Below are 18,322 nucleotides of genomic sequence, written 5' to 3'. Positions count from 1 at the left end.
GCGGGTGCCTTTCTCGGGGTGGGTCGGCTCGGGGTGGGTCAGCGAAGGGTGTCGCCGGGTTGCCGGGAGTCCAGGAGGGACAGCTCGTCCCGGCGCGGCAGGCCCTCCCAGTCGCCGGATCCGGCGACGGCGAAGGCGCCGAGGGTGACCGCGCGGCGCAGCCGCCCGGCCAGGTCGAGCCCGTCGAGGTGGCCGGAGAGGTAGCCGGCCGTGAAGGCGTCCCCCGCGCCGACGGTGTCGACCGCCGTCACGGGCAGCGCCGCCGCGTCCCGGCGGCCCTCGGCGGTGTACGCCCGGGCGCCGTCGCCGCCGAGCTTCACGAGCACGGTCGACACGCCCCGCGCCAGCAGCCCGGCCACCACGGTCTCCTCGTCCGCGCCGGGCGCGCCGACCAGGTCCAGCTCGTCGGCCGAGGCGACCACGACCGAGGCGTGCCCGGCGAGCGGGGTGAGCACGGCCCGCGCGGCGTCCCGGGACCACAGCTTCGCCCGGTGGTTGACGTCCAGGCAGACCAGCGTCCCGGCGCGGGCCGCGGCCTCGGCCGCAAAGCCGGCGGCCTCCCGGGCGCCCGCGGAGAGCGCCGGGGTGATCCCGGTCAGGTGCAGCACCCGGGCGCCGGCCGCCAGGGCGGGCCGCAGGTCGTCGACGCCCAGCGCCGACCCGGCCGAGCCGGCCCGCTGGTAGAGCACCCGGGTCAGGTCGGCGGTGCGCCGCTCCAGGAACATGAGCCCGGCCGCGCGCCCGGGGTCGCGGACCACGTGGGTCACGTCGACGCCCTCGGCGCGGAGCTGGCGCAGCAGGAAGGTGCCCAGCTCGTCGTCGCTGATCCGGCCCGCGAAGGCCGCCCGGTGGCCGAGCCGGGCCAGCCCGATCGCCACGTTGGCCTCCGCCCCGGCCAGGTGCGGGGTGAGCGCGCCGCCGGCCGTGAGCGGGCCGGTCGACCGCAGCGAGACCAGCGCCTCGCCGAAGGTGAGCAGATCGACGCTGGTCATGACACCGCGGCGAGGTAGGCCCGCGCCCGCTCGCGCAGGGCGTCGAGGTCGCCGCCGGAGGCGGCGTCGCCGACCAGCGGACCGCCGACGCCGACGGCGATCGCCCCGGCGGCGAGATAGCCGGGCAGCTCGGCCAGCCCCACCCCGCCCACCGCGACGAACGGGATGTCCGGGAACGGGTCGCGCAGCGCCTTGAGGTACGCCGGCCCGCCCACCGAGGCCGGGAAGAGCTTGACCGCGGCGGCTCCCGCCCGGACCGCCGCGTACGCCTCGGTCGGGGTCAGCGCGCCGGCGGCCACCGGCAGCCCGCGGCGGGCCGCCGCGCCGATCGAGTCGACGACGGCCGGGGTGACGACGAACTGCGCGCCGGCCGCGGCCACGTCGGCGACGGCGGCCGGTGTGAGCACGGTGCCCGCGCCGACCAGGGAGCCGGGCGGGGCGGCGGCCCGGATCGCGGCGATGGCGTCCAGCGCGCCGGGCGTGGTCAGGGCCACCTCGACCACGCGGACGCCCTCGGCGAGCAGGGCGGTGCCGGTGGCGATCGCGGCGGCCGGGTCGGTGCCGCGGATGACCGCCAGCAGGCGGGTGGCGGCGAGTTCGGCGGTGAGGTCGAGGGTCATGGTCACCATTCCGCGTAGGAGCCGTCCCGGTGCCGCCACATGGGGCTGCGCCAGGCGTGGCCGCGCCTGTCGGCGGCGCGCACCGCCGCCTCGTCGATCTCGATGCCCAGGCCGGGGGCGGTGAGCCGCTCGACGTACCCGTCCACGAAGGTCAGTGGCGTCTTGTCGAGGCAGTAGTCGAGCACCTCGGCGCCGAGGTTGTAGTGGATGCCGATGCTCTGCTCCTGGATCAGGTAGTTCGGCGTGGCGAAGCCGACCTGGAGGCAGGCCGCCAGGGCGATCGGGCCGAGCGGGCAGTGCGGGGCGAGCTGGACGTCGTACACCTCGGCCAGCGCGGCGATCTTGCGAACCTCGGTGATGCCGCCGGCGTGCGAGAGGTCCGGCTGGGCGACCGCGATGCCGGCCTGGAGGACGGGCAGGAACTCCTGCCGGCTGTAGAGCCGCTCCCCCGTGGACACCGGCGTGGTGGTGGAGCGGACGAACTCGCCGATGAGGTGCGAGTTCTCCGGCACCACCGGCTCCTCCAGGAAGAACGGCCGGTAGGGCTCCAGCAGCGGGGCGACCCGGCGGGCGCTGGCCAGGCTGAACCGGCCGTGGAAGTCGACCGCGACGTCCCGGTGGTCGCCGAGCACCTCGCGGGCGGCGGCCACCCGCTGGACCACCCCGTCGAGTTCGGCCACCGAGGCCACCGCGCTCATCCGGCCGGAGGCGTTCATCTTGACCGCGGTCAGGCCCGTGTCGAGGGCGGCACTGATCTGGTCGCGGACCTCGCCGGGCTCGTCGCCGCCGACCCAGCCGTACACCCGGATCCGGTCCCGGACCGGGCCGCCGAGCAACTGGTGCACGGGCGCGCCCCAGTGCTTGCCGGCGATGTCCCAGAGCGCCTGGTCGAGGCCGGCCACGGCGCTGGCCAGGATCGGCCCGCCCCGGTAGAACGACCCCTTGGTGAGCACCTGCCAGTGGTCCTCGATGCGCAGCGCGTCCCGGCCGATCAGCAGTTCGGCGAGCTGGTCGACGGCGGCGCGGACGGTCTCGGAGCGCCCCTCGCAGGTGGCCTCGCCCCAGCCGACGATCCCGGATTCGGTCTCCACCCGGACGAAGAGCCAGCGGGGCGCGACCAGGAAGGTCTCGATGCGCGCGATGGTGGTCACGGTGCTCAGCCCTTCGTCGCGCCGGCGGTCAGGCCGGAGACCACGTACTTCTGCACGAACAGGGCGATCACCATGATCGGCAGGGTGACCACGGTGGCCGCCGCCATGAGGCCGCCCCAGTCGATGCTGGCGTAGCCGACGAAGTCGAAGATCGCCACGGGCAGGGTCTTGGTGTCCGCGCCGGACAGGACCAGGGCGAACATGAAGTTGTTCCAGGAGAAGATGAACGACAGGATGCCGGCCGTGGCGATGCCCGGCACGGACAGCGGCAGGGTGATCCGCCGGAACGCGCCGATGTGGGTGAGCCCGTCGACCAGCGCCGCCTCCTCCAGCTCGTCCGGCAGGCCGTCGAAGAAGCCCATCATGATGTAGACGATCAACGGCAGCGAGACGAACATGTGGCTGAGGATCAGCACGGTGAAGCCGCCGACCAGCTGCAGGTTCGAGAAGACGTAGTACCAGGGCACCAGCAGCGAGACGCCGGGGATGACCCGGGCCATCAGCACGACGAGGGCCGACTTCTTCATGTTGAACCGGCTCATCGAGTACGCGGCCGGCACGCCGAGGATCAGCGACAGCACGGTGGCGGCGAACGCCACCCACAGGCTGTTGCCGATGAACGAGACGTAGTGCGACTGCTGGAGCACGGTCGCGTAGTTGTCCAGGGTGGGCGAGAAGACCAGCGCCTTGCCCGTGTCGTAGATGTCGACGTTGGTCTTGAACGACGCGGCGATCATCCAGAGCAGCGGCGTGACCAGCGACAGCACCACGACGACGAGGGCCACCACCCGGAACACCCGGTACGACGGACTGGCCTTCATCGCTTGGCCTCCTTGCGCCGTGCGGTCAGGGCCCACATCGACCCGATGATGATCAGGAAGAAGAGGATGAGGACGGTGGAGGAGACGCCGTACTCGTTGTAGTCGAAGCTCAGCCCGTAGGCGTACACGTTGAGGGTCTCCACCTCGTGGAAGGAGCCGCCGCCGCGACCCTTGGTGGCGTAGAGGATGTCGAAGGTCTTCAGCGCGTCGATGCCACGCAGCAGGATCGCGACGATCACCGTGGGCATGAGCAGCGGCAGGGTGACGTGCCGGAACCGCTGCCAGCTGCTGGCGCCGTCGATCCGGGCCGCCTCCTGCGGCTCCTCGGACAGCGAGGTCAGACCGGCGAGCAGGATCAGCACCACCATGGGCGTCCACTGCCACACGTCGATGAAGATCGTGGTGGGCAGCGCGGAGTGCTGGCCGGCGAGCCACGGCTGCGGGCCGATGCCGACCCAGCCGAGCACCTGGTTGGCCAGGCCGATGTTCGGGTCGAAGATGAGCCGCCACATCATGCCGACCGCGACCGGGGTGGCGACCAGTGGCATGAGGATGGCCACCCGTACCCATTTCTGGCCCTTGAACGGCCGCCACAGCAGCAGCGCGACGGCCATCCCGAGGACCACCTCGAACAGCAGCGCGACGACGGTGAAGGCGGCGGTCCGGCCGACGGCCGGCCAGAACCGGTCGGTGTCCGACAGCACGTCGAGGTAGTTCTGGAACCCCACGAACTCGCTCTCGGCGCGGACGGACCCCTCGGCGTCGGTGAGGCTGAGCCAGGCGGTCCAGCCCAGCGGGATCACGATCAGGGCGGCGACGAAGACCATCGCGGGCGCGGCGAAGAGCCACTTGCGGTGGTCGTTGGCCCAGCGCGCCCAGCCGGGCGTGTCGGGCATGACGCCGGCGCCGCCGGGCGCGCGGCGGGGGGTGGTGACGGTTGCCATGGGATCTCCGGGGTGGGCGGACCGACAGGGGTACGCGGGTGGTGGGGCGAGCCGCCCCACCACCCGCGCCTGTGTTACTTGGCCTCGTCGTCCAGGAACTTCTGGAAGGCCTCGTTGGCGGTGTCGGCCGCGGCCGCCGGGTCCTTGCCGGTGATCGCGTCGACGATCGGCTGGCCGACGAGCTCGCGGGCCTGGCCCACCTTCACGACCACGGGCCGGTCATGGGCGACGCCGCCCTGGGTGCTGGCGTTGATGGCCTCGACCAGGTCCTTCGGGTAGTTCGCGGTGCCCTCCGGGTTGGCCCACACCGAGGTACGCGCGCCCGGCACGCCGGCCTTCTGCTGAGCGAGGGTCTGCTCCTTGCCGGTGGCCCACTCGACGAACTTCCAGGCGTTGCTCTTGTTCTTCGAGGCGTCGTTGACGCCCAGCGCCCACGACGGGATGTTGTACGGCTTGGAACCGGCCGGGCCGGCCGGGAACGGCGCGAAGCCGACGGTGTCGGACACCTTGGACTTGGCCGGGTCGGTGGCGTTCTTGTAGAGCGAGTTGGCCTCGGTGTAGAAGGCCGCCTTGCCCTGGGTGAAGATTGCCATCGCCTCGGGCCAGCTCATGTCGGTGCTGACGTTGGCCGGGCCGGAGTCCTTGATCAGCCCGCCGTAGAAGGCGTACGCCTGCTTGGCGGCGTCGCTGTTGACGGTCGCCTTGCCGCTGCCGTCGACGAAGTCACCGCCGAAGCTGTACAGGAAGCTGGAGAACTGGGTGACCGCCGGCGACTTGCCGGTCCGGGCGACGAAGCCCGCCGTGCCCGGGACGCTGGCCTTGATCTTCGCGGCGGCGGCCTTGAGCTCGTCGAGGGTCTTCGGCGCGGCGCTCAGGCCGGCCTTGGCCAGCAGGTCCTTGCGGTAGTACAGGACCTCCTGCTCGGTGATGATCGGGACGCCCACCGACTTGCCCTCGTACGTGGTGGCCTCGACCGGGCCGGACTGGAAGTCGGAGTAGTCCCAGTCCTTGCTGGACTTGACCTGGTCGGAGAGGTCGGCCAGGTACTTGTTCTTGGCGAAGAGCTTCCCCTCCTGCAGCGGCCGGTACATCATCACGTCGAGGTCGGACGAGCCGGCGTTGAGCTTGACGTTGTACTGGTCGGAGAGCTGGTCCTCGCCGAGCTGGGTGATCTCGACCTTGAGCCCGGTCTGCTTCTCGAACTCGGGCAGGGCCGCCTTGATGTTCTCGGTCCAGACGTGGTTCGCCAGGGTCACGCGCACCGTCTTGGACCCGCCGCTGTCGTCGCCACCGCCGCCGCAGGCGGCCAGGCCCATGGCTGCGACCACGGCCAGAGACGTACCGAATATCGATCGACGTCGCACGTCATCTCTCCTTTTCTCGTGGTCGCCGCCCCGGGGGAAGAGCGCCACAACGCTGTAACGTCCGCTTAACCACGGGATGCTAGGCCGAAAAAGCTGACTTATTCAAGGGGTGCCCCCTAACTGATATGCTCCGACGCGTGGATCATTCCTCCTCCGGGGGCGAGACCGGGCTGCACGCCCGCGTGCTCGACGAACTCGGCACGGCCGTCTGCGGCGGCGAACTGGCCGCCGGCTCGGTGCTCAACATCGACGAGCTGGTCGAGCGGCACGCGGTCTCCCGGTCGGTGATCCGCGAGGTCCTCCGGGTGCTCGCGTCCATGGGCCTGATCGAGACGCGCCGCCGGGTCGGCGTCCTGATCCGCCCCGCCGAGGCGTGGAACGTCTTCGACCCGCAGGTGATCCGCTGGCGGCTCGCCTCCGCCGGCCGGATGGCGCAGCTCCGCTCGATCACCGAGCTGCGGACCGCGGTCGAGCCGCACGCCGCCTGGCTGGCCGCCCGCCGCATCACCCCCGACGACGCGAGCGACCTGGTCGGGATCGCGGCGAAGATGTGGGCCGCCGGGCAGGCCGGGGACGAGGACCGCTTCCTGCGCCTGGACATCGAGTTCCACCGGCGGGTCCTCGCCGCCTCCGGCAACGAGATGTTCGGCAAGCTCCGGGAACTGGTCGCCGAGGTGCTCACCGGCCGGCACCACTACCACCTGATGCCGCACCACCCGGATCAGCAGGCGTTGCAGCTGCACGCCGACGTGGCCTCCGCGCTGCAGCGCCGCGACGGCGACGCCGCCCGCCGCGCCATGGTGCAGATCATGGAGCAGGCGTTCGACGAGATGAAGTCGATGTGGGAGCAGACCACCGAGCCCGTCCGGTGAGCTGACCCGCTCCCCCTCCCGCTCTCGGCGGCGTACGCTGGGCTCGGCGCAGTCCCGCGCCTCACCTCCAGCCCGGTGCTCACGCCACCGGCTCCGCGGAGGCAAAGGGGGCCCCGAGCCCTCGGGGCGCGGTGCCGTCCGGCCCACCCGACATGCGCCACCTGCCCACGGCGAGGTCGACCGGGAGCGTGAGTCCCTGCGACCGCGCCGTCGACAGGGAGCATGAGATGACGAGTCAGAGGTCGTTCAAGTCCCGGGTACGCGCCCGGATGGCCCGCACCGGCGAGAGCTACACGACGGCCCGCCGGCAGTTGCTCACCCGGGCCACAGCCGCCCCCGCCCCGGCGCCCACCGTGGACGCGGGCCGCGGCCAGCAGGACCGGATCTCCGCTGCGCTGCTGCGCGAACGGACCGGCCGCGACTGGGACGAATGGTTCGTCCGGCTCGACGCGTGGGGCGCCGCCGGCCGGACCCACACCGAGATCGCCCGCTGGCTGGTCACCGAGCACGAGGTGCCGGGCTGGTGGGCGCAGACCGTGACCGTCGGCTACGAGCAGGCGCGCGGCCTCCGGGCACCCGGCCAGCGCCGCGGCGGCGGCTTCGAGGCCACCGGAAGCCGCACCGTCGCGGTGCCGGTGACGGTGCTGTACGAGGCGTTCGCCGACGAGGCGGTACGCCGGCGGTGGCTGCCCGACGTGGCCGTCCGGGTCCGCACGGCCACCGCACCGAAGAGCTTCCGCGCGGACTGGGCCGGCGGGCCCAGCCGGATCGTCGCCGGCTTCACCCCGGTGAGCGAGAGCAAGGCCCGGGTGGCCGTGCAGCACGAGAAGCTCACCGGCGCCGAGGAAGCCGGCCGGCTCAAGGCGTACTGGCGGGACCGCCTCGCCGCTCTGAAGCAGCTCCTGGAGCAGCCGGAGGCCACCCGATGAGCGCCGCGACGTTCATCAACCTGCCGGTGGCCGATCTCGACCGGGCGGTCGAGTTCTTCACCGCCCTGGGCTTCACGGCCCGGCCCCGGCAGGCCGACGCGGGCAGCGCCCAGCTCACCCTCGGCGACACCCACCTGATCCTGCACGACCCGGCGGCCTTCGCCGCGTTCGCCGGCGCCGAGGTGTGCGACACCGCCACCAGCCGGGAGGTGATCGTCGGCCTCGCCGTCGACCGGCGGGACCGGGTCGACGCGCTGGTCGACGTGGCGGTCCGCGCGGGCGGCGCCGCGCTCGGCCCCGGTCAGGACCTCGGGTTCATGTACATGCGCGGGTTCCGGGACCTCGACGGCCACCAGTGGTCGTTCCTGCACCTGCCCGGCTGAACGGGTGACGGTGCCGGCGGCCGCCCGGCCGTCGGCACCACCGTCAACCGAACGCGACCCGCTCCAGCCAGAAGTCCAGCAGCTTGCCGTCGCCGAGGACCTCGACGACCGCGGTGTCGACCGGGCGCCGCCGGTAGACCATCAGCAGCAGCTCGGTCACCGGGCCGCGCACCGCCACGGTCGCCTTCTCGTGCGCCCGCCGCCAGGCCAGGGTGTCGCCGGTGAGGTCCACGAGCCACTCCGCGCCCAGCTCGGCGGGCACGTCCGTGGCGTGGAGGTGCAGCGTGCGGTCCGGGCCGAGCAGCTCGCGCTGGTGCGGGTGGAAGTCCAGCATCTGCGGCAGCGAGCCCAGCTCCATCCACTCGTCCAGCGCGTCGATCGCCACGGCCGGGTCGACGGCGAAGTCGACCCCGAGGGCGAGCGCGGCGTCCGCGCGGTGCAGCAGCGTCTCGTTGGCGAACCGGCGCGCCCAGAACACTCCGGCCGCCGGCACCGCCAGCGGCGTCCAGGTGGCCACGTCGGGCCCGGCCGCCCCGAGCGCGTCGGCCAGGGCGGCGGCGCTCTCCACCAGCCAGGGCCCGACCACCGCAGGCTCCTCCCGGGCGTACGGGGACAGGTCGCGGAAGTGGGTGTCCGACGGCGGCCGCTCGGCCCGGGTGCGCACCACCTCGGCCGCCCAGCGCTGACCGCCGCCGAGGTGCCGGGCCAGCTGGCCGACGTTCCACCCCGGACAGGAGGGGACGGGCGTGGTGAGGTCGGCGCCGTCGAGATGGGTGCGGAGCAGGTCGCTCTGCGCGACGATCTCCGCGCGGTGACGCTCGAAGCTGAGGGCGGCCATCAGCCCACCGTAACGGCCGGCCGGCCGCACCGGGGGGAGCCGTCGGTGGGCGTTTCGTCCCGCCCCGTGCGGTCAGGGGGTCCGGGGCACCGGTTGGGCCAGCGCGCCGATCTCCCGCGGCAGCTCCGACATGGCCTGCTCGAACTCGACGTGCCCGACCACCCGGTGCAGGGTCTGCAGCACGGCCCGCGCGCCCCGCTCCGCGAGATCCGGCGCCGTCCCGGCGCGGTCGGCCACCCGGCGCAGGAACTCGTCGTACCCGAACGCCTCCGGCTCCTCCGGACGGGCCCGGGCCAGCAACGGGCGCAGCTCGTGCGCCACGTGGTCGGCCAGGTCCGCCGCCTCGCCGCCGCTGATCCGCTCGGCCAGGGTGCGCAGGGTGGCCTCGGTCAGGGATCGTGCGGTCTCCGCCGGTACGCCGGCCCGCGTGGCCACCTTCGCCACGAACTCCAGCTCCGCCATCGCTCGGTCCTTCCGTCCCGGAGACCGCGTGGCTACCCGTTTAGGCTGCGGGTACTCATCCGACCCCCACGGTCTGACGCCGGGGCTCGATCACGGCCACGACGCGTGCCTGCCCACGGGGGTAGGGCCCGCCGGTGTACTTCGTGGCCAGCTCGTCGATGATCGGCCACGCCGCATCGCCCTCGATCCATTCGACGACGTGCCCGCGGATCACGACGGGTTCGAACGGGTTGTCGACGGGCGCGATGGACAGCGCCACCCGGGGGTCACGGCGCAGGTTGCGGGCCTTGCGCGAGCCAGGACCGGTGAAGACGACGATCCGGTCGCCGAGGGTGCCGATCCACAGGGGAACGGCGTGGGGCGAGCCGTCCGGCAAGACGGTGGCGAGGTGGGCGATGGAGGTGCCGTCGAGTACGCGGCGGACGTCGGGGTCAAGCATGCGGGTGCTCCTTCTCAGCGGGGTTGGCAGCGAGCGTCATCGGAGGACCTCGTAGTGGAGGTGGGTCACGCCGGGTGCCGGGACGACCTCGACGGCACGGAGCCGCACGTGCCCGGGGAGCGACTGGAAGAAGGGCCGGCCGCCGCCGAGCAGGATCGGGACCTGGTGCAGGATCACCTCGTCGACGAGGCCCGCCGCCAGCGCCGCGGTCGCGACGCCGCCGCCCATGAGGGCGACGTCCTTGTCGCCGGCGGCCTCCCGGGCCGCCGCGACCGCGTCCTCGATCCCGGTGGTGACCAGCGTCTGACCGTCGCTCATACCCGGCACCGGCCGATGGCTGAGCACGAACAGCGGCGCCGTCGGGTGCGGCGCCCCGCCGTGGACCCACCCCGAGTCGTCGTAGGTGTTGCGGCCGACCAGGCTGGCGCCGACGCGACCGGCGAGGGCGTCGAACACCCGGGCACTGGGCTCACTCAGCCGGAACCCGTCGAAGACCTGGCTGGGGGTGTCGCCGTCGAAGTACCAGTCGAAGAGCATGGTCGCGTCGCCGAGCCCGCGCCCGGCGCCGGGATCCCGGCCGGTGATGTATCCGTCCACCGAGACCGACAGGGCGACCAGCACCACGCTCATGTCCGTGACCTTCCGGAGTTCCTTCAAGAGACTCCGCGACCGTAGCAGTCAAAGTTCCTTCAGGGAACCCTGATTGCTAGACTGGCGTCATGCAGCGGACAAACTTCGGCGACATGGCCTGCTCGATCGCGCGCACGCTCGACGTGATCGGCGAGCCCTGGTCGCCGCTGGTCCTGCGTGACGTCTATGCGGGCTTCACCCGGTTCGAGCAGATCCAGGCTGACCTCGGCATCTCGCGCAAGGTGCTGACCGAGCGGCTGAACCACCTCGTCGAACAGGGGGTCCTCGAGCGCCGGCCCTACGACCGGCGACCCCGGTACGAGTACGTCCTGACCGAGAAGGGCACCGAGCTCGTCGACCTGCTCATGGTGATGGTCCGCTGGGGCGACACCTGGCTCGCCGGTCAGGCCGGCGCGCCGGTGCTGTACCGCCATCACGCGTGCGGGGAGGTGAGCCGGGTCGACCTGAGCTGCGCGCACTGCGGCGAACCGATGCACGCCGGCGATGTCGATCTGCTTCCCGGACCGGGCGCGGCGAGCTGACACCGCCGCGCCGGTGACCCGCGCCCGCCGCCGGGTCCGGCCCGGCCGGGCGAGCGTCAGGCCAGGGCGCGCGCCGCGCTGACGATCGCGTGGGCGCCGATGCCGGCCCGGTCCATCTGCTGGGCCGGGGTCCCGGAGCCGGGCAGCCCACGTACCGCCAGGTGGCTGACCCGCACCGGCTCGGCCAGGTCGGCCAGCTCCTCCAGCACGGCGGACCCCAGCCCGCCCTGCGGGTAGTGGTCCTCGACCACCACCAGCCGGCCGCCGGTGTCCCGCACGGCGTCGAGCACCCGCTGCCGGTCGACCGGCTTGACCGAGTAGAGGTCGATCACCCGGGCGTCGATCCCCTCGCGGGCCAGCTCGTCGGCGGCCGCGAGGCAGTTGTGCACGGTCACCCCGGCGCCGATGAGCGCCACGTCGGTCCCGTCGCGGACCACCTTGCTGCCGCCGACCGGGAAGTCCTCGCCGTTGTCGTAGAGCACCGGGTACTTGCCCCGGGTGGTGCGCAGGTAGCTGACGCCCTGCCGGTCGGCCATGGCGGCGACCAGGGCCGCGCAGGAGACGGCGTCGCTCGGGTAGAGCACGGTCGACCCGTGCACGGCGCGCAGGGCGGCGAGATCCTCCAGCCCCATCTGGGAGGGGCCGTCCGGGCCGATCTCGACGCCGGCGTGCGAGCCGGCGAGGGCGATGTCGGCCCGCGAGATGCCGGCCATCCGGATGAAGTCGTACGCGCGGGAGAGGAACGCGGCGAACGTGGCCGCGAACGGCCGGTAGCCACGGACCCGCAGGCCCACCGCGGCGGCGACCAGTTGCTGCTCGGCGATGAACATCTCGAAGAACCGGTCCGGGTACGCCTCGCCGAACTTGTCCGCCCGCGTCGAGTCGCTGACCTCGCCGTCGAGGGCCACCACGTCCGGCCGGACGCCCAGCGCGCGCAGCGCGTCCCCGTACGCGTTGCGGGTGGCCACCTTCGCCCCCTTGTCGTAGCGGGGCAGCTCCGGTGGCGGCCCGGCGGGGGCCGGTGCCGGCGGCGCGGCGGCCGGCCGCGGCCCGGCGACCCGGATCTGCCGCGCGCCGCCGAGCGCCTGGACGGCCCGTTCGGCCTGCTCCGGTTCGAGCGCCTTGCCGTGCCAGTCCGGCCGGTTCTCGATCTCCGGCACGCCCTTGCCCTTGACCGTCCGGGCGAGCACCACCGTCGGGCCGGTCGCCTGCCGGGCCTGCCCGAACGCCTCGTCGATCGCGGCCAGGTCGTGGCCGTCGACGACGATCGGGTGGCAGCCGAACGCCTCGACCCGCCGGCGGTAGGTGTCCAGGTCCCACTCCAGCTCGGTCGGCCCCCGCTGGCCGAACCGGTTCACGTCCACGATGGCGGTGAGGTTGCGCAGCCCGAAGTGGCCGGCCTTGTCCAGGGCCTCCCAGATCGAGCCCTCGGCCGTCTCACTGTCGCCGCAGAGCACCCAGACGTGGAACGGCAGCTTGTCCAGGTACTGCCCGGCCAGGGCGATGCCGACGCCGACCGGCAGACCCTGGCCGAGCGAGCCGGTCGCGACGTCCACCCAGGGCAGCACCGGGGTGGGGTGGCCCTGGAGGCGGGAGCCCGACTGCCGGTAGCACTCCAGCAGCTCCTGCTCGCTGATCGCGCCGGTCGCCCGGAAGACCGAGTACAGCAGCGGGGAGGCGTGCCCCTTGGAGAAGATGAGGTGGTCGTTGGCGCGGTTGCCCGGGTAGGACCAGTCGTAGCGCAGGTGGCGGGCGACCAGCACGGCGAGCAGGTCGGCCGCGGAGAGGCTCGACGTGGGGTGGCCGGAGCCGGCCCGGGTGCTGCACCGGATCGAGTCGACCCGGAGCTGCGCGGCGAGGTCCGCCAGCCCGGCCAGCTCCTCGTCGCGCAGGGTGCGCTCTGCTTCCATCGTCACGCCGCGTCGCCTCCGTTCCCGGCCAGCCACCGCCGGTCCGCCCGAGCCGCCCCGGGAACGACCGGCGCCGGCCACTTCCGCCCATACCGTAATCAGGAAACACCGGTATTTTCGGGCAACGACCGATTCGACCGAACCCGGCGGGCGGGACGGCGGGCGCCCAGCCGGCCGGCCAGCAGCAGGTACGGCAGCACGGCCACCGCGAACGCGACCGCGTGGCCGGCGGCGCCCGCCACGACGCCGTACCCGGCGTAGACCCCGACGATCGCCAGGTCGGTGGCCATCCCCGCCAGCGAGGTGACCGTCGCCCGGTCCGGTCCGCTGATCCGGGCCTGGAGCCGGACGTCAGCCAGCACAGTGGCGAGCTGGAACGCCGCGAACGCGACGCCCACCAGGACGAACCCGGCCGGGTGGCGGACCAGGGCGCCCGCGGCCAGGGCCAGGGCCGCACCGGCCAGCAGGGCCGCGAAGCCGCGGTCGGTCAGCCGCTCCCCCACCGGAGCCAGCAGCCCGCCCACCGTGGTGCCGGCCCACACGAGCAGGAGCAGCAGCGGCACGGTCGCCGCCGGCACCCCGGTGTCCCGGGCCAGCAGCGGCGTGTACTCGTCCAGGCCGCCCCAGACGGCGGCGACCGCCGGCACCAGCAGCAGCGCCGCCCGCACCGACCGGTCGGCGCGGGCCTCGGCCAGGCCGCCACGCAGGCTGGCCAGCCAGCCGGGTTCGGCCGCGTCGAGCTGGTCCCCGCCGGGCCGGTCGGTACCGGGCTGGTCTCCGCCGGGCTGGTCGGTGCCGCGCTGGTCGCTGCCGGGCCGGTCGGTGCCGCGCTGATCGGTGCCGGGCTGGTCCGCGCCGGCCTGGCGGTGGTTTCCCGGGCCGTGACCCGGCCGGTGCTCGGGGAACCGGGTGGCGACCGCCGCGGCCGCCAGGCACGCCGCCACACTCGCCGCGCCGACCGCCGGATAGCCGCCGAGCGCCAGCACCGGCGCGGCCAACCCCATGGCGCCGACCACCCCCAGCAGCTCGGCGGTCCTCGCCCGGCCGGTCAGCCGGGCGTAGCGGCCGGCGGCCCCGAGCCGGTCGAGCTCGGTCCAGACCAGCGCCTCCAGGGCGCCGGAGCGCAGCGCGCCGCCCGCGCCCCAGAGCAGGAAGCCGACGGCGAACGCCGGGTAGGACGGGACGAGCACCCAGAGGGCGAAGCCGGCGGCCGTCAGCAGCGGGGCGAGGCAGAGCAGCAGCCGCCGGGAGACCGCGTCGGCCCAGGCGCCCGAGGGCACCTCCAGCAGGATGCCGGCGGCCGACCAGAGCACGAAGAGCGAGGAGATCTGCCCGACCGACAGCCCGGTGTCGGCGAAGAGCAGCGTGTAGACCGGATAGAGCAGGACCAGGTCGGTGAGGAACGCGTAGGCGTAGAGCGTGACGGCGAGCCTGCGCTCGGCGGGCACGCGCGCGGAGACGACGAGCATGAGGGCCTTCCCACGGGGACGTGACGGACACCGGACGTGCGGTGTCCGCGGTGGCCCGCGGGCTCGACCCTCGGCAGGGCATCAATGTCGCCAGTGCATGCGCCGATCGTAACCGGACGGCCGGCCCCCGCGCCGCCCCGCGCACACGGACCGGGGTGGGACCCGGAAGGGCCCCACCCCGGTCGGAATGCGGGTCGGTCAGCGGCGGGACCGGTCCACGTCCGCCTGCGGGATGACCATCGTGGCCTCGCTGTCCGCGGCCTGCTCGGCCGTCGGCTGCCGCGGGGTGGTCGGCTGGGTGCGGTCCGGGTCGGCGTACGCCGGCACCGGCTGGGTCGGCTCCGCCGCGCCGTACGGGGCGACCGGCTGGGTCCGGTCCGCCTCGGTCTCGCCGGCCACCGGGCGGGTCAGCTCGGCCTCGGCGTACGGGCCGGCCGTCCCGCCGAACCGCGCCTCGACGTCCCGCCGCCCGGCCTGGTACGCCCGGGCGTGCGTGGCGATGGTCCGCGACTCCTCCTCGGCCCGGGCCAGCCAGTTCTCCCAGCGGCTCTGCATCGGGCGGACCAGGCCGCCGCCGACGCCGACGACCAGGATGCCGCCGACGGTGGCGAGCACGGCGATCAGCACCGGGGTGGTCACCGTGGTGGCGACACCGATCTGGTTGAGCGCGGCGATGACGCCGAGGCCCAGGATGAACACCGAGGCGATGTTGGCGAGCACCCGGCCGTAGGAGAGGCCGCCGAGGGCGCTGGAGATGATGTCCTTCACCGCCCGGGCGATGGCCGCGGCCACCACCACGATGACGATGGCGACGAACGCCCGGGGCAGCCAGGCGACGACGCCGGTGATCAGGTCGGAGATCGGGTTCGGGCCCCAGATCCCGAAGGCGAGCTGGAGGGTGACCAGCAGCACCGCGTAGTAGGCCAGCTTCGCGACGATGTCGCTGGCGTCGTACTTCGAGCGCGCGAGGGCGGTCTTGATCCCGCCGCGCTCGACGGCCCGGTCGAAGTGGACCCGCTCCAGGACCTTGTCCACGATCTTCAGCACGGCCTTGGCGACCAGCCAGCCCACGACCAGGATGGCGACGAAGGCGACCGCCTTGGGCAGGAACAGCATCACCGAGCGGAACGCGTCGCCCACCGCGTCCCCGAAGTTGTCTTTCATCGAAGGGCCTCCACGCACAGGGTCAGGTTCGGTTGGCCTGGAGCTACCCTGCGCGGCCCTCGGGGAAACGCGGTCAGCCGCCGGGGCAGCGGTAGCGGACCTGCGCGCCGGCCTGCACCGGCGACGGTTCGATGATGTTCACGGTGGCGATCCCGGTGGTCGCGCCGACCCCGCTGAACGTCCACTTGAGGGTGAGGGTGGCGGTCCGCTGGCCGCGGCCGACCCGCTCGGTGAGCAGGCCGCCCGGCGGGGCGTCTGACCGGAACCACTGGTAGCGGATCACCCCGCCGCGCCCGTTGGTCCGCACGGTGGCCACCACGTCGACGGTGACGTCGCAGGCCACGCCGGGCGGCCGGGGCACCGCCACGGTGACGCCCTCGACCTCCAGCGGGCGCAGCCGCTGCCACAGGTAGAGCCCGACCGCCACCAGCAGCGCCGCGGTGAGCAGGGTGGACAGCACGGAGACGACCCGGCGCCAGACCGGGCGGGACCGCCGCGCCGGGGGCATCGCCGGCCACGCCGGGGCCGGCGGCGGGGTGGCCGGCACGCCGGGCCCGAACCGCAGCTCCCCGCCGGGCGCCGCGGCGCCGCTCCCCGCCCGCGCGTCCGCCGTCGCCCCTCGGTACGCCCCGGAGGTCGCCCCGCCTCCGGCCGCGGCGGCCGGCCCGTGCTGCCGGGGCGGCGCAGTGAAGTGCACGGTCGGCTCGGCACCGCCCGGAGCACCGACGGCCGGCGCACCGAACGGTCTGGTCGGCTCCGGCGCCGCACCGAAGTGCACGGTCGGCTCGGCACCGCCCGGAGCGCCGACGGCCGGCGCACCGAACGGTCTGGTCGGCTCGGGCCTGGCGGTGAAGTGCACGGTCGGGTCGGCCGTGGCCGGCGGGTCCACGGCCGGGGCGCCCAGGTGCGCTGTCGCGTCCGGGTTCAGGGGTGGGGCGGGCCGGGCCGGCGGGCCGAGGTGGACGGTCGCGTCACCACGTGCGGGGTCCGGGTCGCGACCCAGGTCGACGGTCGCGCCGGGATCGGCGGGCAGCGCCCGGGTGGGCAGCGCCTCGGTCGGCTCCTCCGGCCGGGTCACGCCGGCCGTCCCCGGGTCAGGGTGCGGGTCTGGGCTACGGGCACGGTCACGACTCCTAGCCGGGAGTGCAGTAGTTGTAGAGCGTCACGTACACTGGGGACGCCGAGGTGGTCGCGTTGCCGGCGGCGTCGACGGCGGTGACCTGGATCGGGATGCGGCTACTCTGCTTCGGCGCGGGCAACGGGCCGAGCGTGCCGCGGAAAACGCCGCGCCCGGCGGAGGCCATCGACCCCGTGCGGGTGGCGCCCTCCAGGGTGTAGCGGAAGGTGACCTTCAGGGCGGCCGGGCCGCTGCGGTCGTCGCTGACCGTGGCGGTGACCGTGCTGGTCTTGTAGCCGTACGGGCAGCCCTGCGGCTCCAGCTGGCCCGGGTCGGCGGCGACGCCGTCGACGGCGGGGGCCGTCACGTCGGGCGGGGGCGGCGGCGAGGTGCTGGTCGACGGGGTCGGTGCGGGCGCGCTGGTGCGTACCGGTGAGCGGGTGGGCGTCGCGGACCGGGAGCCGCTCGGGGTGGCGCTCGGCGTCGCCGACGGGGTGGCCGACGCGGACGGGACGGCGGTCGCGGTCGGCGCGGGCGCGCCGGTCGGGGTGGCGCCGGTCGGGTCGGTGACCGTGGGGCCGGCGACGGCCGGGCCGGTCGGGTCGTCCGCGGCGGGTCCGTCGTTGGCGGCGTAGCTGTAGCCGGCGCCGCCGGCGACCAGGGCGGCGACCAGCGCGCCGCCGGCCAGCGCCGTTCGCGCCCGGCCCCGGCGGAGCCGGCCGCCGCGCCCCGCCGCCGCGCCGAGCGTGGTGCTGGCGAGGCTGGTGGCGCCGCCCGCGCCGTCGGGGAACGGCCAGAGTGCGGCGAGCAGGGCGGCTCGGCGGGCCAGCTCGCGGAGCCCGCGCTCCTCCCACTCCCCGCCGTATCCCGCGCCGGCCACCCGGTCGAGGATCTCCAGGAACACCTGGGCGGGCTGGGGCCGCTCGTCGGGGCTCTTGGCCATGCCGTGCCGGAGCAGCTCGTGCACCGGCGGGGGCGCCGGGTCCGTCGGGATGGGCGCGGAGGCGTGCTGCTCGCGCAGGCTGAACAGGTCGGGTCCCGGGTACGGGGGCCGGCCGGTGAGGCATTCGAAGAAGGTGGCGGTGGCCGCGTAGATGTCGCACGCCGGGCTGGCGGGCGCGCCGGTCCACTGCTCCGGGGCCATGTAGCGGGGCGTGCCGGAGACGGTGGTGTCGGAGCCCTGGCCGACCGGCATGGCGATGCCGAAGTCGGCGAGCTTGCTCAGCCCTTCCCCGGTGACCAGCACGTTCTCCGGCTTGTAGTCGCGGTGCACCACACCACGGGCGTGCGCGGCGGCGAGGCCCGCGAGCGAGCCCTTCAGCACGCAGAGCGCCGCCTCGGGGGTGGTGGGGCCGTGCGCGCGCAGCATCTGGCGCAGCGAGACCCCGTTGACCAGCTCCATCACGATGGCCGCGCCGTGCGAGGACTCGACGTACTCGTAGAGGCGGCTGACGTGCCGGTCGTCGATCTCGCCGAGCAGCCGGGCCTCTTCCCGGAAGGCGGTCCGGAAGGACGGGTCGGCGCCGATGTCGCGCACCAGGTACTTGATGGCGACCGGGGTGCCGGTGGCGTCGTGGGTCGCGAGCATGACGCTGCCCGACGCACCGGCGCCGAGCCGACGGACCGGCGTGTAGCCGGACAGCTGCCAGCCGCTCATGCGACGGCCTCCACGGCG

19 protein-coding genes are annotated in these 18,322 nt (G+C 74.2%); 4 read left to right on the top strand and 15 right to left on the bottom strand.

Annotated elements, in window-relative coordinates:
- Positions 1 to 38: 38 nt before the first annotated feature.
- The 6 genes from ABZ452_RS24480 to ABZ452_RS24455 all read right to left on the bottom strand — a co-directional run bounded on the left by ABZ452_RS24480 (position 39) and on the right by ABZ452_RS24455 (position 5,856).
- Complete coding sequence (locus ABZ452_RS24480; RefSeq protein WP_357947107.1) at positions 39 to 992, bottom strand: sugar kinase; 954 nt, start codon at positions 990 to 992, stop codon at positions 39 to 41.
- Positions 989 to 1,612: a bifunctional 4-hydroxy-2-oxoglutarate aldolase/2-dehydro-3-deoxy-phosphogluconate aldolase gene (locus ABZ452_RS24475; RefSeq protein WP_357947105.1), complete on the bottom strand. Its 624-nt coding sequence runs from the start codon at positions 1,610 to 1,612 to the stop codon at positions 989 to 991. The genes ABZ452_RS24480 and ABZ452_RS24475 overlap by 4 nt, the downstream gene beginning before the upstream one ends.
- A 2-nt stretch (positions 1,613 to 1,614) precedes the next feature.
- Positions 1,615 to 2,763, bottom strand: a complete 1,149-nt coding sequence (dgoD, locus tag ABZ452_RS24470; protein WP_357947102.1) for a galactonate dehydratase — start codon at positions 2,761 to 2,763, stop codon at positions 1,615 to 1,617.
- Between the two features lie 5 nt (positions 2,764 to 2,768).
- A complete protein-coding gene (locus tag ABZ452_RS24465) occupies positions 2,769 to 3,584 on the bottom strand; it encodes a carbohydrate ABC transporter permease (RefSeq protein ID WP_357947099.1) in 816 nt (271 codons plus the stop codon).
- A complete protein-coding gene (locus ABZ452_RS24460) occupies positions 3,581 to 4,528 on the bottom strand; it encodes a sugar ABC transporter permease (RefSeq protein WP_239543525.1) in 948 nt (315 codons plus the stop codon). The genes ABZ452_RS24465 and ABZ452_RS24460 overlap by 4 nt, the downstream gene beginning before the upstream one ends.
- A 74-nt stretch (positions 4,529 to 4,602) precedes the next feature.
- Positions 4,603 to 5,856, bottom strand: a complete 1,254-nt coding sequence (locus tag ABZ452_RS24455) for a sugar ABC transporter substrate-binding protein (RefSeq protein ID WP_357947096.1) — start codon at positions 5,854 to 5,856, stop codon at positions 4,603 to 4,605.
- A 173-nt stretch (positions 5,857 to 6,029) separates the two neighbouring features.
- On the opposite strand from ABZ452_RS24455, the gene ABZ452_RS24450 reads away from it, so the two are divergent.
- The 3 genes from ABZ452_RS24450 (at position 6,030) to ABZ452_RS24440 (ending at position 8,076) form a co-directional block, all read left to right on the top strand.
- Positions 6,030 to 6,764, top strand: coding sequence for a FadR/GntR family transcriptional regulator (locus ABZ452_RS24450; protein WP_357947093.1), 735 nt, complete (start codon positions 6,030 to 6,032; stop codon positions 6,762 to 6,764).
- 227 nt (positions 6,765 to 6,991) lie between these two features.
- Complete coding sequence (locus tag ABZ452_RS24445; RefSeq protein ID WP_357947090.1) at positions 6,992 to 7,693, top strand: hypothetical protein; 702 nt, start codon at positions 6,992 to 6,994, stop codon at positions 7,691 to 7,693.
- Entirely contained in the window at positions 7,690 to 8,076 is a 387-nt protein-coding gene (locus ABZ452_RS24440) for a VOC family protein (RefSeq protein ID WP_357947087.1), read from the top strand. Before ABZ452_RS24445 ends, ABZ452_RS24440 begins: the two co-directional genes overlap by 4 nt.
- Before the next feature lie 43 nt (positions 8,077 to 8,119).
- Here the strand turns inward: ABZ452_RS24440 and ABZ452_RS24435 are convergent, their stop codons facing one another.
- From ABZ452_RS24435 to ABZ452_RS24420, 4 genes are all read right to left on the bottom strand, one after another.
- Positions 8,120 to 8,914, bottom strand: coding sequence for a maleylpyruvate isomerase family mycothiol-dependent enzyme (locus tag ABZ452_RS24435; protein WP_357947085.1), 795 nt, complete (start codon positions 8,912 to 8,914; stop codon positions 8,120 to 8,122).
- Between the two features lie 72 nt (positions 8,915 to 8,986).
- The gene (locus ABZ452_RS24430; protein ID WP_357947082.1) at positions 8,987 to 9,376 is read right to left on the bottom strand and encodes a DUF2267 domain-containing protein; all 390 of its coding nucleotides are present in this window, start codon (positions 9,374 to 9,376) and stop codon (positions 8,987 to 8,989) included.
- Positions 9,377 to 9,431: 55 nt separating this feature from the next.
- Positions 9,432 to 9,815, bottom strand: coding sequence for a PPOX class F420-dependent oxidoreductase (locus tag ABZ452_RS24425; RefSeq protein WP_357947080.1), 384 nt, complete (start codon positions 9,813 to 9,815; stop codon positions 9,432 to 9,434).
- A gap of 36 nt (positions 9,816 to 9,851) precedes the next feature.
- Positions 9,852 to 10,445: a dihydrofolate reductase family protein gene (locus ABZ452_RS24420; protein WP_357947077.1), complete on the bottom strand. Its 594-nt coding sequence runs from the start codon at positions 10,443 to 10,445 to the stop codon at positions 9,852 to 9,854.
- A 113-nt stretch (positions 10,446 to 10,558) separates the two neighbouring features.
- Here ABZ452_RS24420 and ABZ452_RS24415 point away from each other — a divergent pair, with 113 nt between their 5' ends.
- Positions 10,559 to 10,987, top strand: a complete 429-nt coding sequence (locus ABZ452_RS24415) for a helix-turn-helix domain-containing protein (protein ID WP_357947074.1) — start codon at positions 10,559 to 10,561, stop codon at positions 10,985 to 10,987.
- A 56-nt stretch (positions 10,988 to 11,043) separates the two neighbouring features.
- Here ABZ452_RS24415 and ABZ452_RS24410 read toward each other — a convergent pair whose 3' ends face one another.
- The 5 genes from ABZ452_RS24410 to ABZ452_RS24390 all read right to left on the bottom strand — a co-directional run bounded on the left by ABZ452_RS24410 (position 11,044) and on the right by ABZ452_RS24390 (position 18,304).
- The gene (locus tag ABZ452_RS24410; RefSeq protein ID WP_357947307.1) at positions 11,044 to 12,897 is read right to left on the bottom strand and encodes a transketolase; all 1,854 of its coding nucleotides are present in this window, start codon (positions 12,895 to 12,897) and stop codon (positions 11,044 to 11,046) included.
- A gap of 98 nt (positions 12,898 to 12,995) precedes the next feature.
- Positions 12,996 to 14,366 carry an MFS transporter gene (locus ABZ452_RS24405; RefSeq protein WP_357947071.1) on the bottom strand — a complete coding sequence of 457 codons (1,371 nt, stop codon included), beginning with the start codon at positions 14,364 to 14,366 and terminating at the stop codon, positions 12,996 to 12,998.
- 198 nt (positions 14,367 to 14,564) lie between these two features.
- Positions 14,565 to 15,530 carry a hypothetical protein gene (locus tag ABZ452_RS24400; protein ID WP_357947068.1) on the bottom strand — a complete coding sequence of 322 codons (966 nt, stop codon included), beginning with the start codon at positions 15,528 to 15,530 and terminating at the stop codon, positions 14,565 to 14,567.
- Between the two features lie 73 nt (positions 15,531 to 15,603).
- Positions 15,604 to 16,608, bottom strand: a complete 1,005-nt coding sequence (locus ABZ452_RS24395) for a hypothetical protein (RefSeq protein WP_357947066.1) — start codon at positions 16,606 to 16,608, stop codon at positions 15,604 to 15,606.
- A gap of 55 nt (positions 16,609 to 16,663) precedes the next feature.
- Entirely contained in the window at positions 16,664 to 18,304 is a 1,641-nt protein-coding gene (locus tag ABZ452_RS24390; RefSeq protein WP_357947063.1) for a protein kinase, read from the bottom strand.
- Positions 18,305 to 18,322: the final 18 nt, after the last annotated feature.

The organism is Micromonospora sp. NPDC005707 (assembly GCF_040631005.1).
GTDB lineage: Bacteria > Actinomycetota > Actinomycetes > Mycobacteriales > Micromonosporaceae > Micromonospora.
This window is presented reverse-complemented; position numbering and strand designations above follow the sequence as displayed.

Excerpts from the sequence above, each read along its gene's own strand:
- ABZ452_RS24445 (WP_357947090.1), top strand. The coding sequence starts at position 6,992 with ATGACGAGTCAGAGGTCGTTCAAGTCCCGGGTACGCGCCCGGATGGCC.
- ABZ452_RS24410 (WP_357947307.1), bottom strand. The coding sequence starts at position 12,897 with ATGGAAGCAGAGCGCACCCTGCGCGACGAGGAGCTGGCCGGGCTGGCG.
- ABZ452_RS24465 (WP_357947099.1), bottom strand. The coding sequence starts at position 3,584 with ATGAAGGCCAGTCCGTCGTACCGGGTGTTCCGGGTGGTGGCCCTCGTC.
- ABZ452_RS24475 (WP_357947105.1), bottom strand. The coding sequence starts at position 1,612 with ATGACCCTCGACCTCACCGCCGAACTCGCCGCCACCCGCCTGCTGGCG.
- ABZ452_RS24390 (WP_357947063.1), bottom strand. The coding sequence starts at position 18,304 with ATGAGCGGCTGGCAGCTGTCCGGCTACACGCCGGTCCGTCGGCTCGGC.
- ABZ452_RS24460 (WP_239543525.1), bottom strand. The coding sequence starts at position 4,528 with ATGGCAACCGTCACCACCCCCCGCCGCGCGCCCGGCGGCGCCGGCGTC.
- ABZ452_RS24400 (WP_357947068.1), bottom strand. The coding sequence starts at position 15,530 with ATGAAAGACAACTTCGGGGACGCGGTGGGCGACGCGTTCCGCTCGGTG.
- ABZ452_RS24415 (WP_357947074.1), top strand. The coding sequence starts at position 10,559 with ATGGCCTGCTCGATCGCGCGCACGCTCGACGTGATCGGCGAGCCCTGG.
- ABZ452_RS24405 (WP_357947071.1), bottom strand. The coding sequence starts at position 14,366 with ATGCTCGTCGTCTCCGCGCGCGTGCCCGCCGAGCGCAGGCTCGCCGTC.
- ABZ452_RS24425 (WP_357947080.1), bottom strand. The coding sequence starts at position 9,815 with ATGCTTGACCCCGACGTCCGCCGCGTACTCGACGGCACCTCCATCGCC.
- ABZ452_RS24430 (WP_357947082.1), bottom strand. The coding sequence starts at position 9,376 with ATGGCGGAGCTGGAGTTCGTGGCGAAGGTGGCCACGCGGGCCGGCGTA.
- ABZ452_RS24420 (WP_357947077.1), bottom strand. The coding sequence starts at position 10,445 with ATGAGCGTGGTGCTGGTCGCCCTGTCGGTCTCGGTGGACGGATACATC.
- ABZ452_RS24435 (WP_357947085.1), bottom strand. The coding sequence starts at position 8,914 with ATGGCCGCCCTCAGCTTCGAGCGTCACCGCGCGGAGATCGTCGCGCAG.
- ABZ452_RS24480 (WP_357947107.1), bottom strand. The coding sequence starts at position 992 with ATGACCAGCGTCGATCTGCTCACCTTCGGCGAGGCGCTGGTCTCGCTG.
- ABZ452_RS24440 (WP_357947087.1), top strand. The coding sequence starts at position 7,690 with ATGAGCGCCGCGACGTTCATCAACCTGCCGGTGGCCGATCTCGACCGG.